We start from the raw sequence: 14,550 nt of genomic DNA, 5'->3' as shown, positions 1-14,550 counted from the left end.
ACTCAACTCTTCAAATCAACCTCTTCTCTATCCTTTTCACTGTTTCCCTTCCTCCGAAGCGGGATGCAAAAGTAGGAAAATATTCTATCCCCGCAAAACAATTGTAGCTTATATTTGTATAGCATAGCTAAGTCGCTCTGTTACTGATAAAAAAATTACGGTTTTTATTTTATAGCCTAAGGTAGTTGCTTGAACGGTGGGTTAGGCAAGGTTGTTTTAGCCACCGGTCCAGCTTTGACAGCCGTTCTTTCGCATTAATTGTATTAATCACAATAACAAAGCAACAACACGGTATAAAAGTAAATATATGCAGTGATAGCAATGCCTGTAAAACGTATACAACAGAACCTCGGCACGACTAGCAACATTCAACCAGCGCAAATTGGCATAATAAAAAGTAGCAGTATATATATTGGCCAACAAAGCAAAATTTAATCAGCACAAATAGACATAGTAAATAGTAGCAGTATATATATTGGGCAGCACAAGCAACATTCAATTAGCACAAATGAGTTGAAGCAAATAGTAGTATATATATACTACCACTTTTATTACCGTAGGCTATAATCACATACCTTCTCCTAGATAAGAGATCAGGCGATAACCACATACCTTTTCTTATAGGTGAAATTAATAAGTAAGTGCATAACAACTGCCATTAAAACGAACGCTGACTCCCACACTTAATCATCAAAAATAATCTTTGGCAAACCCAACTAATTTATTCAGTAAAATCCCTTGCATCGGTCATAGCGTTTTTGCTAGGGCCACAGACAAGGTATGCCTGCATATAAGTTGAATATGAGGTCAATATGTAATGAATACGACTATTTGTAGAAAAACACGGATTCAATACGGATTCATGTCGTATTCATTATGGACTCAGGTGTACCCCATATCGACCTGATTTATGCGAAATCTGAAACTACCCACATGTGTCTGATCGGGATTTTGAAGAAGCATAATGATCACCAGCATCTTATTCAAGCTGAATATTTCATGTGCTTTATACCGAATTCTATACCCGTTTCTCCGCTAAGTAATGTTTCGAGGACCAGTATAATTGGAACTGGGATTTAACAGGCCACTTTATACAAGTTAACAGTCAATGCGCAAACCGAATGCCCGCCGTTTAGCTGCCAGCTCACAGACGTTAACCGGTTTAGCAAACAAACTCCCCCTAGTCAAAAATCCCGGCATACCTACAAGCCATAAAAATAAACCTAGACGATGTGTTAAATTATGTTAATGACTTGAAAGGATCAATGCCTTTATATAGATTAGCGCCTGATTATTTTTAATTGACGTTATCGTATTATTACTTATCTTTGCAGAATGTTTAAAATTAAACACGTATTTATATTAAGTTTCACTGTTATTACACTAAGCATAGCGGGTTGTAAAAGCCAGTTTGAGAAAATTAGGTTGAGCAATGATGTGGCTAAAAAGTATCAGGAGGCCATGAAACTGTATAACAATAAAAACTATTCGAAGGCTTTGATTCTTTTCGAAGATCTTTCTCAGAAATACAGGGGAAGAGCCGAAGCAGAAGAGTTGAATTACCACTATGCACTTACCTATTATCATTTAAAAGATTATACTACAGCAAGGTTTCAGTTTAAATACTTTGCTGATACCTACCCTACCAGTAAATATGCTGAAGAATGCCGCTATTTAGGCGCTTATTGTTATTACCTGGATTCACCAGAATACACACTGGACCAAGAGAATACATATAAAGCTATTGATGCCATGCAATTGTTCATCAACTTATACCCAAAAAGTGAACGTGCTGCTGATGCCAGTAAATTTATTGCTAACTTAAGGGGCAAATTAGAAGATAAAGCCTACGAAAACGCCAGGATGTACTATGACCTAGGCGGATATGATATTAGTAACTACAAATCTGCAGTAATTGCGTTGAAAAATGCACAGATTGATTTTCCTGACATTAAATATGCGGAAGAAATGAACATGCTGATTGTGAAATCGCAATACATGTATGCCAATGCCAGTTATGAATTCCGTCAGGAAGAAAGATTTACAGAAGCCATAGCTTATGCTGATGAGTTTTTTGAAGCACATCCGGAAAGTAAACTGACTCAAGAAGTAGAGAAATTAAAAAGTGATAGCCAGGCTGGTATTGAAAAAGCTAAAAACATTTTAGCTACACAAGCAGAGCAAATGGCGAGATACAAATCGACGCTTGAAAAAGAAGCGAAAATAGACAGTGCCAATAACTTGATTAAAACCCCAATAAAATAATGAATACTAATAAACCTGCTGTACCGAATACGACGGTAACGAGAAACATCAACGATTTAGATCAGAAAACTCATAACTTATATGAGTCTTTAGTCATTATTTCAAGAAGGGCTAACCAGATTTCTAACAATATGAAGGAAGAACTACACGGCAAATTGGCTGAGTTCGCTTCAGCAAACGATAACCTGGAAGAGATTTTTGAAAACAGAGAACAAATTGAAATCAGCAAGCACTATGAGCGTTTACCAAAACCAACATTAATTGCTATTGATGAATTTTTGAACGATAAAATTTACTACAGAAACCCCGTTAAAGATCAAGAATAAATAGATGCATAGCGTAATTTGCACATCGACTTGCATTAAAAACTATGCTTAATCAAAAAAACATTATCCTTGGCGTTTGTGGCAGTATTGCCGCTTATAAATCTGCAGTTTTAGTAAGGCTACTTATTAAAGCTGGCGCAAACGTCAAGGTTATATTAACCGCTGATGCGGCTAATTTCATTACCCCCCTTACCCTAGCTACCCTATCCAAACATCCGGTATATACGCAGTATTTTGAAGAAGAAACTGGCGTATGGAGTAACCATGTGGAGCTTGGCCTGTGGGCCGATTACCTGATCATTGCCCCTGCAAGTGCCAATACCATTTCCAAAATGGCTAATGGACTCTGCGATAACCTGCTCTCCGCGGTGTACCTCTCGGCAAAATGCCCGGTATTACTGGCGCCGGCCATGGACCTGGACATGTGGAAACACCAAAGTACACAAAACAACATTACACAACTTAAGGCATTTGGCAATACCATTATTGCCCCTAATAAAGGTGAACTGGCCAGCGGTTTATTTGGTGAAGGTCGCATGGCTGAACCAGAAGAAATAGTTGCCTTCCTCACCGCCTATATTAAAAAAGACCTTCCGCTTTGTGGACAAAAAGTATTGGTTACTGCAGGACCTACCTATGAGGCCATTGATCCGGTTAGGTTTATTGGGAATCATTCGTCAGGTAAAATGGGTTTCGCTATAGCCGATCGTTTTGCCGCAATGGGTGCTGAAGTAACGCTCATTACAGGCCCTACGGCTGAGAAAAGCCTGGCCAACGTGAATCGCATAGATGTGGTGAGTGCTGCCGATATGCTTAAGGCATGTGAAGCGCACTTTGGTGATAGCCAGGTGACCATTATGAGTGCCGCTGTTGCTGATTATACGCCGCAGACCGTTGCCAATCAGAAAATAAAGAAACACGAAAACGATCTATCTATAAATCTGGTAAAAACTACTGATATCCTGGCCAGCTTAGGCCGGCAGAAAAAGAACGGCCAGTTGCTCATTGGTTTCGCCCTGGAAACAGAAAATGAAGAAGAACATGCCAAAGCCAAGCTGCTAAAGAAAAACCTGGATTTGATTGTATTGAATTCCCTTAATGATCCAGGTGCAGGTTTTAAAACCAACACCAACAAAATTACCCTCTTTAACAAGACTTTTGAAAAGACCGTATTTGATGTTAAATCAAAAACTGAAGTCGCCAAAGACATCAGCGATGCCATCGTGGCCATGATGGGCAAATAGCCGCTACTCCTCTGCCCCTAAAGCACTTATCTTCGACAAAAAAATTATTCGAATTATTTTTTGTTTATACGAATATATTCGTAGATTAGTGTACGAAACAATTCGTATACACAGATGAAAGCAGATACTTTATTTAAACCTACCGAGAGCGAATTAGAGATTTTACAGATTTTATGGGAAAAAGGCGACTGTACGGTAAGGGATGTGCATGAAATTTTAGAAGTAAATAAAGATGCAGGCTACACAACCACCCTAAAGCTTATGCAGATTATGCATGAAAAAGGTTTGGTGTCGAGGGATACCTCGTCCAAGACCCATATTTACCGTTCGCTGGTCAATCAGCAAAAAACCCAACAACATCTGGTTAATAAAATGATCAACAATGTATTTAATGGATCTGCCACCCGCCTGGTGATGCAGGCTCTGGGTAACCATAAAGCCAGCACGGAGGAGATCAATTCTATAAAAGCTTATTTAGAAGAAATTAGTAAAAAATAAAATGATGGAAGCATTAGTAAATAACATCATCAAAGCCACGGGGTGGAGTATTTTCCATTCATTATGGCAAGGCACCTTATTATATGGGCTCTTGCTGATTACCCTTCTCCTGATCCCGAAGCTAAATGCAAGGATGAAACATAACCTGGCTTTTATCACCTTGAGTATGATTTTCAGTTGCTTTTGCCTGACTTTCTTTTCTGTATTTACCTGGCCGCCCCTAAGTTCGGTATCCAACTCGCTATCTTTAGGTAAGGTGATCCCAGTTTCACTTGGCAAACAAGCAGAGTTCTACTTCCCCATGCTGGTAAGCATTTATGGCATCGGTTTATTGATGCAGGTAGTCATATTGGCTGGCGGTTACCATAAACTATGGAAGTTAAAAACATCGCCAAAAGTGGCGGTACCAAAAGATTGGCAGGTTCTTTTTGAGCGTATTACTCAGGAACTGAAGATTAACAAAAATGTGATGTTTTATTTATCTGATCGGGTAAGTGTACCCCTGGTACTGGGATACTTAAAACCCATTGTTTTATTCCCTATCTCTTTTGCCAGTCAGCTGGAAATGGTGCATGTAGAGGCGATCCTCATCCATGAAATGGCACATATACGGAGAAACGATTTCATGCTTAACACGATGAAAACGGTAATGGAGACCATCCTGTTCTTTAATCCATTTACCTGGCTTTGCAGCAGCATGATTGAAAGAGAAAGAGAGCATGCCTGCGACGACATTGTGGTACAAAAAACACATACACCACTTACTTATGCACATGCCCTGTTACAAATTGAACTGATTAACGAGAAACAAACACCGGTATTTACCTTGGCCGCCAGCGGAAATAACCAAAATCTTTATCAACGCATCAAACGAATCACAGATATGAAGACGACCTACAACACCACGAAACAACAGCTATTAGCTATTTCCGTAACCGTGCTTACGCTGGTATCACTGGCCTGGATTAACCCGGTAACCTCGAAAACAACAGTTAAAAAGAAAATTATTGCTGTTAGGCAGGCCACCATAGCCTATACAACTTCTACAGATTGGGCACCAGCCCAGGACACCATAAAAAACAAGAAAAGTAAAACGATAACAAAAAATAAAAGCTTAAAAGTGAATGCACAGCCCATTCCTGCGCCGCCTGCACCAGCAGCTGGAGTGGAACTGCCAGCACCACCAGCCCCACCTGCACCCTTAAACTTACCTGCGCCGCCACCTCCACCGGTAGAACCTGATCAGGCATCTATAGAAAAGATGAGGAAACATGCAGAAGAAATTAGCCGTTACTACCAGTCGCCAGCCTGGAAAAAACACGAAGCCGAGATTAAAAAGGTTGCGGTTGACATGCAATTAGCTATAAAAAGCGACGCCTGGAAACAGCAGGTGGAGAAAGCAAAAAGTGAAGGACTAGCGATGGCCAAATTGGTGAACACGCCTGCTTTTAGAAAAGAGATGGAAGTGATGAAATTACATAGTCTGCAGCTTACAGTAGAAAGTAAAAAATTAGCAGATCACTTTAATTCGCCAGCGTTTAAGAAACAGATAAGAGAAGCGGCAGCAGCGGCTAAGGAAGCAGCAGCATGCGTGGAAGACACTATACACTCCGGTAACCATAATGAGGAAGACTGCGCAGATGCATCCTATTTTTAAAAAGCATCAGCAATTTTATTCGTAAAGGATGAACATCCATTGACTAAGTTTTTATAATTTAGCAAAGGATATGCTACAAAAACTTTCGATACGAAACTACGCTTTGATTGATAATGTTGAGATGGAACTTGATAAGGGCCTGAACATTATTACTGGTGAAACAGGAGCAGGTAAATCAATTATGTTAGGCGCGCTTTCCCTTATTTTAGGGCACAGGGCAGAGACTAAGTTTTTCTTTAACCAGGAGAAAAAGTGTATTATTGAGGGTGTATTCAAGCTTAAAGGCGACCGATTGAAACCTTTGTTTGAAGAGCATGATTTAGATTTTCAGGAAGAAAGTATACTGAGGCGCGAGATTTCCATCGATGGAAAATCCCGCGCCTTTATAAATGATACGCCGGTAACCCTATCGGTGATGAAACACCTTGGCGAAAGGTTTATTGACATCCATTCGCAACATGCCACCCTGGAGTTAAACGACCCTGGTTTCCAGCTTATGGTGGTGGATGGATTGGCCAATCATGAATCATTGCTGAACAACTACCGCGATAAATTCAAACTGTTTAAAAGAAACCAGGTTCGCTTAAGTGAATTACAAAAGATAGCCGATGAGGCACGTAATAAACAAGATTACGAACAATTCTTATTCAATGAGCTGGAGCAGGCTAATTTACAGGCCGATGAACAGGAAACCCTGGAAGCGGAACTTGAAACCCTCAATAATGCGGAGTCCATAAAAAGAAGTTTAGTGACCAGTTACCAGTTATTAAGTGACGACGAGGCATCGGCTTTGCCTATGCTTAAGGAAGCGGTGAGCCAACTGCATGGGGTTGAACAATTTAATCCGGCTTATGCCGAGCTGACCGAAAGATTGCGCTCTGCGCTGATTGAGTTGAAAGATATTAGCGGTGAACTGGCCACGCTGGAGGAGCATGTAATATTTGACCCAGCAAGAATTGATGAAATAAGTCACCGTTTAGATTTGCTGTATACACTACAACAAAAGCACCGTGTTAATTCTGTTCCTGAGCTTATGGCTATTCAGGATGAACTTTCCAATAACCTCAGTCTTATTTTAAGTGGTGAGGAAGAAATTGAACGGCTGCAACAAGAAACGGAACTGCTAAAGGTAGAACTAGAAAAAATGGCCGACCAGTTATCGGCAAACCGCAGCAAGTCTATCAAAGCAACAGAATCGCAAGTTGCAGCGATCCTCACGCAGGCAGGCATGCCTAATGCTAAAATTAAAATTAAACAAACGGTAGTCAAGGAACTGAACAAAGACGGTAAGGATAATATTGCCCTAATGTTTTCGGCAAATAGTGGTCAGCCGCCAGCGCCGGTTGCTAAAGTGGCTTCAGGGGGTGAGCTATCCAGAATTATGCTGGCCATTAAATCTATCCTGGCTAAACATAGCGACTTGCCTACCTTAATTTTTGATGAAATAGATACTGGTATTTCGGGTGAAATTGCGCTGCGTGTAGGTCAGGTCATTGGCCAGCTGGAACAAAACATGCAGGTGGTTTGCATTACACACTTGCCACAAATTGCTGCCAAAGGAAATGCACACTTCTTTGTGTATAAAAATGAGGATGCCGCAAGAAGTACGACGGGTATTAAAAGGTTGGACCGTGAGGGCCGTGTTTATGTGATTGCGGAGATGCTAAGTGGAAAACCTCCGGGTAAATCGGCCAAAGCTAATGCGCGCGAATTGCTGGATAAAGGACAATTATCATAACTTACAGATGAAAAAACACCTGGTAAGTCTCTGTATATTGTTGCTGTTTGCGGTAAATGTTTGGGCACAGGGCCTATCGATATCAGGTACCATAAAAGACAAAAGTGGTGAAACACTACCTGGCGCCGGAGTTTATTTGAGTGGTTATAAAACAGCCACGGTAACCAATATGGATGGCAAGTTTGTGTTAGGTAACCTGAAACCGGGAAACTATGATGTACTGGTGGAAATGATGGGCTATCTGCCTTACACTAAAAATGTAATTATTGCAGATAAAGCCGTAAGCATGAACATTGTGCTCAGCGAAAACACCATTCAGTTGCAAGAAGTTGTCATTAAGGTAGATCCCAATCGTGAGCGATACATTGAACTTTTTAAGGAGTTTTTTATTGGGAAATCACCAAATGCCAAGCAAAGTAAATTGCTTAACCCACAAGCTTTACGGGTAGACTATGACGACAAGGAAAAAACACTTGTGGTAAAATCAAATGAATTTTTAGTGATCGAAAATAAGGCCTTAGGTTATCGCCTGAAATACATGCTGCAGTTTTTCGAATACAATTACCAGACACGTATTGTCTATTATTCGGGTCTGCCCAATTTTGAAGAGTTGAAAGGTTCGGCATCGAAGAAAAAGCAATGGGTAAAAAATAGGGAGCTTGCCTATTATGGTTCTCCACAACACTTTTTTAAGTCGCTTTACCAGGGCAAAACCAAGGAAGAAGGATTTGTGATCAATAAGCTGGTGAAGCTGGATAACAGCAGCAGACCATCAGATAGCGTAATTGAAGCGCAAATTTCGCGGTTAAAGAAAGTGCTGGGTGGTGTGATCCGTATGAACTCGGCAGAAAGCGATTCCTTAACGCATTGGTATAAAATAAAACAAATGCCTAAGCAAATCAGCACGCTCCACCGCAGCGATGTGCTGACAGACACCTTGGTTAAACAGCAATACTCAGATTTAAAAACCTTGAACTTCAAAGATGATCTTTACCTGATCTATACCAAAGAACGGGAAACAAATGCCTACACCAATACCTCAGGCCATTCGATCAATCGCCCTTTGGATATGCCAAACTACCAGATTTCCATTGTCCACCTGTTGGAAGGGCCAGTACATTTTTATGCTTCGGGCGGTATTTTCCAGCCTAAATCTTTCCTTTTTGAAGGTTTTTGGGCTTTTGAGAAAATAGCCGACATGGTACCTATGGATTATATGCCCTTACCAAAAAAATAACACTTGCTAATTTACTAATATATTTAGTAAATTAGCAGTATGAATGGTCAGGAAGAAAACCCGGACACTTATGTTAAAGGCCGTGGCGCACAGTTAAATCCTCATAATCATTTCCAAAAAAACGATTATGTGCAGGAACATGTGGAGGGTATAGACGATTGGGAGGTGGAGCAGCGCAAAACTTCCTTTATTATGGGTGCAGCCAAATCAATCGTTAATAAGGTGGAGAGCCCTGATGTTGGCATGGCGTATTCGCTGAACCCCTATCAGGGCTGTGAACATGGTTGTACTTATTGTTATGCACGCAATGCACATGAGTACTGGGGTTATAGTGCCGGCCTCGATTTTGAACGTAAAATCATTGTTAAACAAGATGCCCCTGCCCTCTTTAAAAAGTTTTTGGAAAAGAAAGGCTGGGACGCCAGCGTCATCTCCCTCTCTGGAAATACAGATTGTTACCAACCCGCAGAAAGGAAGTTCAGGCTTACGCGACAGCTATTGGAAATTGCCCTGGCATATAAACAACCTATTGGTATCATTACTAAGAATGCGCTGGTTTTACGCGATAAAGATATATTGCAGGACATGGCCAGACAAAACCTGTGCAGGGTGTACGTTTCGATTAACAGCTTGAATGAAGAGTTGCGCATGAAGATGGAACCACGGACCACTACCGCCAAACAAAGACTGAAAATTGTAGAAGAATTGAGTAAAGTGGGTATTTCTATGGGGGTAATGGTAGCGCCGCTGGTTCCAGGACTGAGTGACCATGAAGTTCCTAAAATATTAAAAACCATTGCAGACCATGGCGCACAACGTGCGGGATACACCGTAGTTCGGTTGAACGGTGCCATTGGACCAATCTTCGAAGACTGGTTAAAAAAGAATTACCCAGACCGTGCAGATAAAGTATGGCACATGATACAATCCTGCCATGGTGGCAGTGTAAACGATAGTCGGTTTGGCGACCGAATGCGTGGTGATGGAAATATTGCGAAAATGATCAAGGACACTTTTACGTTGCATTGCCGCATCAATAAGCTAAATATTGATGATACCACATTAGACTCCAGTCTTTTTCGCGTGCCACGGGCCCAGCTTGATTTATTTTAGTTCAAAAAAAACGCCTGCTGTAATTAAACAGCAGGCGTTTTGTAATTAAATATAAGATCAACCTATTCTGGGCTTTCGCCACCTTCTTTAATGGTTTTACTTGGGTTTTTGTTAACCACGGTAATTTTATCACCTTCTTTATCGTAATCAATTTCAAGAATGTCACCTTCCTGCATTTCACCTTTAAGGATCTCTTCTGCAATAGGGTCTTCCAGGTATTTTTGAATAGCACGTTTCAAAGGACGTGCACCGAAGTTAATGTCGAAACCTTTCTCGGCAATAAAGTCTTTAGCGACTTCCGTTAGTTTAATTTCATAACCTAACTTCTGTACCCTGTCAAACAACGATTTCAATTCGATGTCGATAATTTTGAAGATCTCCTCTTTACCTAAGGTATTGAATACGACAACATCATCTACCCTATTTAAAAACTCTGGTGCAAAAGCACGTTTCAAGGCATTTTCAATTACTCCTCTGGAGTGTGCATCGACCTGGTTTGTTTTAGCGATGGTTGAGAAACCTACACCTTGTCCGAAATCTTTTAACTGGCGTGCACCAATATTCGAAGTCATGATGATAATGGTATTCCTGAAATCTACCTTACGGCCTAAGCTATCGGTTAACTGACCTTCGTCTAATACTTGCAACAAGATGTTGAATACATCTGGGTGAGCTTTTTCAATCTCATCCAATAAGATTACTGCATAAGGTTTACGGCGAACTTTTTCTGTCAACTGGCCACCTTCTTCATAACCTACGTATCCTGGAGGCGCGCCCACTAAACGAGACACTGCAAATTTCTCCATGTATTCACTCATGTCAATTTGAATCAATGCATCATCACTGTCGAACATGAACCTTGCAAGTTCTTTAGCCAGCTCTGTTTTACCTACACCCGTTGGGCCTAAGAAAATAAAAGAACCGATTGGCTTTTTAGGATCTTTCAATCCCGCTCTGGTACGTTGAATGGCTTTTGTTAACTTTTTGATGGCATCATCCTGACCAATAATCTTGGTGGCTACGGTGTCGTACATGTTTAATAGCTTTTGGCTATCGGTTTGTCCAACCCTTTGCAAAGGAATACCTGTCATCATGGATACTACTTCAGCTACATTATCTTCAGAAACAGTATAACGTTTTGTTTTTGTTTCTGCTTCCCAACTTGCTTTAGCACGTTCCAACTCTTCTAAAAGATTTTTTTCTGTATCTCTTAGTTTAGCGGCTTCTTCATATTTCTGACTTTTAACCACCTTATTTTTCTCCACCTTGATGTCTTCAATGCGGGTTTCGATATCTATGATATCATCAGGAACATGAATATTAGTTAAATGCACACGTGATCCTGCTTCATCTAAAGCATCAATGGCTTTATCCGGTAAAAAGCGGTCCGTAATGTATCGTGAAGTTAAGGCCACACAAGCATTAATTGCTTCGTCTGTATACGTCACACCATGGTGGTCTTCATACTTCTCTTTAATTCTATTTAGAATCTCAATGGTCTCATCCGGTGTAGCTGGCTCAATCATTACCTTTTGGAAACGACGATCCAATGCACCATCCTTCTCGATATATTGGCGATACTCATCTAAGGTAGTGGCACCAATACATTGAATTTCTCCCCTCGCCAATGCCGGTTTGAACATATTTGACGCATCCAAAGAACCTGATGCACCACCAGCACCAACAATGGTGTGGATCTCATCAATGAATAGGATCACATCAGTAGATTTTTCAAGCTCATTCATCACCGCTTTCATACGTTCTTCAAACTGACCGCGGTATTTAGTACCTGCCACCAAAGAGGCCAGGTCTAAAGTAACCACACGTTTGTTAAACAATACACGAGATACTTTGCGTTGAACAATTCTTAAGGCAAGACCTTCGGCAATGGCCGATTTACCTACGCCGGGTTCACCGATAAGAATGGGGTTATTTTTTTTACGACGTGATAGTATTTGCGATACACGCTCGATTTCTTTTTCACGACCAACGATAGGATCTAAACGACCTTCTTCTGCAGCTTTAGTTAAATCTCTACCGAAATTATCCAGTACAGGTGTTTTAGATTTAATATCTGAAACTTTCTTCGGGCTGCTGAAGCTTTCCTCTTCACGGTAATCATCATCACCGGTTGAAGCACTTCCTTGCGGATCATCTCTGTATCCGTTTTTGTTTACTTCCACTTCCTGTTTGAAAATTTCATAATTAATGCTGTACTGCAATAAAATTTGTGAGGCGATATTATCATCATCACGCAGAATAGATAACAACAAGTGTTCTGTTCCGATCAGGTCGCTTTTAAAGATTTTAGCTTCCAAATAAGTGATTTTTAATACTTTCTCCGCCTGCTTAGTTAACGGGATATTTCCCAGATTAACAGTAACGCTGGACGTACCTCTAACGGCATCCTCAATAGAACGTCGTAATTTGGTGGTGTCCACACCTAAAGATTTTAATATCTTAATAGCCATACCATCGCCTTCGCGAATTAGGCCTAATAAAAGATGCTCAGCGCCTATGTAGTCGTGTCCTAATCTCAGGGCTTCTTCCCTGCTAAACGAAATCACGTCTTTAACTTGTGGTGAAAATTTAGCTTCCATATATACCTTTCTTAACCAGATTGTCCTAAACTATTAAAATGTTTTGAATAAGACGTGCCGGATATAAATTTTTATCAACAATTACGCCATTAGATTAAAAAAATTGTTACTCCTGCCTATATTTCATAAAACTTACTGAGTTCTGACTTTATTGGCGATATTTGAAATTTAAGAAGTAATTATGTCAGACGAAAAGATAATATTCTCAATGGCGGGAGTGAATAAGATTTATCCCCCTCAAAAGCAAGTGCTAAAAAACATATACCTGTCTTTTTTCTATGGAGCAAAGATAGGAGTTATTGGTCTAAATGGATCAGGAAAATCGTCACTTTTAAAGATAATTGCTGGACTTGATAAATCGTTTCAGGGAGAGGTAGTTTTCTCGCCAGGATATACGGTTGGCTACCTTGCCCAGGAGCCGGAACTTGATGAGAACAAGACGGTTAGGGAGGTTGTAGAAGAAGGCGTTGCGGAGATTACCGCTATACTGAAAGAATACGAAGAAATCAATGAAAAGTTCGGCTTACCAGAGGTTTACGAAAACCCTGATGAGATGGACAAGCTGATGACTAAACAGGGCGAATTACAGGACAAAATTGATGCTGTAAACGCCTGGGAACTGGACAATAAATTGGAACGTGCCATGGACGCTTTACGCTGTCCGGAACCTGACACAAAAATAGCTGTACTCTCTGGGGGTGAACGTCGCCGGGTGGCCATGTGTCGCTTGTTGTTACAAGAACCAGATGTATTGTTATTAGATGAGCCAACCAATCACCTTGATGCGGAGAGCATCGACTGGCTGGAGCAATTTCTGAAAAACTATAAAGGAACTGTAATTGCGGTTACCCACGATAGGTATTTCCTTGATAACGTGGCGGGCTGGATCCTTGAATTAGACCGAGGTGAAGGTATTCCATGGAAAGGAAACTATTCATCCTGGTTAGAACAAAAAGCAAAACGTTTAGCGCAGGAGGAAAAAACCGAAAGTAAACGTCAGAAAACGCTGGAAAGAGAATTGGAATGGGTACGCATGGCACCAAAAGCCAGACATGCCAAGTCAAAAGCACGTTTGTCAAATTATGATAAACTAGCCTCTGAAGATTCGAAAGAACGTGAAGATAAACTGGAACTCTTTATTCCAGCGGGACCAAGATTGGGTAACGTGGTTATTGAAGCTAACAATGTAACTAAAGCTTATGGCGATAAAATATTGTTTGAAAACCTAAGCTTCTCGCTACCGCCAGCAGGCATTGTGGGTATCATTGGACCCAATGGTGCTGGTAAAACAACTTTATTCAGGTTAATTACCCAACAGGAAACAGCAGATAGCGGCGACTTCCGTGTTGGAGAAACTGTAGAGCTTGGCTATGTGGACCAGATGCACAATGACCTTGATCCTGCAAAAACAGTTTACGAAAATATTACTGACGGACTCGATAACATCCAACTGGGTAATAAAGCAGTAAGTGGACGTGCCTATGTATCCAAGTTTAACTTTAATGGTGGCGATCAGCAAAAGAAAGTCGGCATTCTCTCTGGTGGAGAACGCAACCGGGTGCATTTAGCCATTACGCTGAAAAAAGGCGCCAATGTGCTGCTACTAGATGAGCCAACCAACGATATTGATGTAAACACCTTAAGGGCACTGGAAGAAGCATTAGAAAACTTTGGGGGTTGCGCCGTTGTGATTAGTCACGATAGGTGGTTCCTTGACCGTATCTGTACTCATATTCTTGCTTTTGAAGGAGATTCGCAAGTCTATTTCTTTGAGGGGAATTATAGCGATTACGAAGAAAATCGTAAGAAAAGACTGGGTGATGTTACACCACACCGCATAAAATACAGAAAAATAGTATAACTAGTTTTATC

At 40.8% G+C, this 14,550-nt stretch carries 10 protein-coding genes; 9 read left to right on the top strand and 1 reads right to left on the bottom strand.

Annotated elements, in window-relative coordinates; genetic code table 11:
* Nucleotides 1-1,335 precede the first annotated feature (1,335 nt).
* From IWX76_RS11435 to IWX76_RS11400, 8 genes are all read left to right on the top strand, one after another.
* Complete coding sequence (locus IWX76_RS11435) at nt 1,336-2,265, top strand: outer membrane protein assembly factor BamD (protein WP_196860009.1); 930 nt, start codon at nt 1,336-1,338, stop codon at nt 2,263-2,265.
* Complete coding sequence (locus IWX76_RS11430; RefSeq protein ID WP_196860008.1) at nt 2,265-2,591, top strand: DNA-directed RNA polymerase subunit omega; 327 nt, start codon at nt 2,265-2,267, stop codon at nt 2,589-2,591. Before IWX76_RS11435 ends, IWX76_RS11430 begins: the two co-directional genes overlap by 1 nt.
* A 44-nt stretch (nt 2,592-2,635) precedes the next feature.
* A complete protein-coding gene (gene coaBC, locus IWX76_RS11425) occupies nt 2,636-3,835 on the top strand; it encodes a bifunctional phosphopantothenoylcysteine decarboxylase/phosphopantothenate--cysteine ligase CoaBC (RefSeq protein WP_196860007.1) in 1,200 nt (399 codons plus the stop codon).
* A gap of 114 nt (nt 3,836-3,949) precedes the next feature.
* Nucleotides 3,950-4,333: a BlaI/MecI/CopY family transcriptional regulator gene (locus tag IWX76_RS11420; protein WP_196860006.1), complete on the top strand. Its 384-nt coding sequence runs from the start codon at nt 3,950-3,952 to the stop codon at nt 4,331-4,333.
* A 1-nt stretch (nt 4,334) separates the two neighbouring features.
* Nucleotides 4,335-5,990 (top strand): M56 family metallopeptidase, encoded by a 1,656-nt coding sequence (locus IWX76_RS11415; protein WP_196860005.1) that lies wholly within the window; start codon nt 4,335-4,337, stop codon nt 5,988-5,990.
* Nucleotides 5,991-6,060: 70 nt separating this feature from the next.
* Nucleotides 6,061-7,728: a DNA repair protein RecN gene (recN, locus tag IWX76_RS11410; RefSeq protein WP_196860004.1), complete on the top strand. Its 1,668-nt coding sequence runs from the start codon at nt 6,061-6,063 to the stop codon at nt 7,726-7,728.
* A 7-nt stretch (nt 7,729-7,735) separates the two neighbouring features.
* Nucleotides 7,736-8,965 carry a carboxypeptidase-like regulatory domain-containing protein gene (locus tag IWX76_RS11405; protein WP_196860003.1) on the top strand — a complete coding sequence of 410 codons (1,230 nt, stop codon included), beginning with the start codon at nt 7,736-7,738 and terminating at the stop codon, nt 8,963-8,965.
* 39 nt (nt 8,966-9,004) lie between these two features.
* Nucleotides 9,005-10,078, top strand: coding sequence for a PA0069 family radical SAM protein (locus tag IWX76_RS11400; protein WP_196860002.1), 1,074 nt, complete (start codon nt 9,005-9,007; stop codon nt 10,076-10,078).
* 62 nt (nt 10,079-10,140) lie between these two features.
* On the opposite strand, the gene IWX76_RS11395 is transcribed toward IWX76_RS11400, so the two are convergent.
* Entirely contained in the window at nt 10,141-12,678 is a 2,538-nt protein-coding gene (locus tag IWX76_RS11395; protein WP_196860001.1) for an ATP-dependent Clp protease ATP-binding subunit, read from the bottom strand.
* A gap of 181 nt (nt 12,679-12,859) precedes the next feature.
* Between IWX76_RS11395 and ettA the strand changes: the two genes are divergently transcribed.
* Complete coding sequence (gene ettA / locus IWX76_RS11390) at nt 12,860-14,539, top strand: energy-dependent translational throttle protein EttA (protein WP_196860000.1); 1,680 nt, start codon at nt 12,860-12,862, stop codon at nt 14,537-14,539.
* Nucleotides 14,540-14,550: the final 11 nt, after the last annotated feature.

The organism is Pedobacter sp. CAN_A7 (assembly GCF_015752175.1).
Taxonomy (GTDB): Bacteria; Bacteroidota; Bacteroidia; order Sphingobacteriales; family Sphingobacteriaceae; genus Pedobacter.
This window is presented reverse-complemented; position numbering and strand designations above follow the sequence as displayed.

What these genes read in the sequence shown, in the direction of transcription:
- IWX76_RS11400 (WP_196860002.1), top strand. Translation starts at nt 9,005, where the DNA reads ATGAATGGTCAGGAAGAAAACCCGGACACTTATGTTAAAGGCCGTGGC.
- IWX76_RS11420 (WP_196860006.1), top strand. Translation starts at nt 3,950, where the DNA reads ATGAAAGCAGATACTTTATTTAAACCTACCGAGAGCGAATTAGAGATT.
- coaBC (WP_196860007.1), top strand. Translation starts at nt 2,636, where the DNA reads ATGCTTAATCAAAAAAACATTATCCTTGGCGTTTGTGGCAGTATTGCC.
- IWX76_RS11435 (WP_196860009.1), top strand. Translation starts at nt 1,336, where the DNA reads ATGTTTAAAATTAAACACGTATTTATATTAAGTTTCACTGTTATTACA.
- IWX76_RS11405 (WP_196860003.1), top strand. Translation starts at nt 7,736, where the DNA reads ATGAAAAAACACCTGGTAAGTCTCTGTATATTGTTGCTGTTTGCGGTA.
- IWX76_RS11395 (WP_196860001.1), bottom strand. Translation starts at nt 12,678, where the DNA reads ATGGAAGCTAAATTTTCACCACAAGTTAAAGACGTGATTTCGTTTAGC.
- recN (WP_196860004.1), top strand. Translation starts at nt 6,061, where the DNA reads ATGCTACAAAAACTTTCGATACGAAACTACGCTTTGATTGATAATGTT.
- IWX76_RS11430 (WP_196860008.1), top strand. Translation starts at nt 2,265, where the DNA reads ATGAATACTAATAAACCTGCTGTACCGAATACGACGGTAACGAGAAAC.
- ettA (WP_196860000.1), top strand. Translation starts at nt 12,860, where the DNA reads ATGTCAGACGAAAAGATAATATTCTCAATGGCGGGAGTGAATAAGATT.
- IWX76_RS11415 (WP_196860005.1), top strand. Translation starts at nt 4,335, where the DNA reads ATGATGGAAGCATTAGTAAATAACATCATCAAAGCCACGGGGTGGAGT.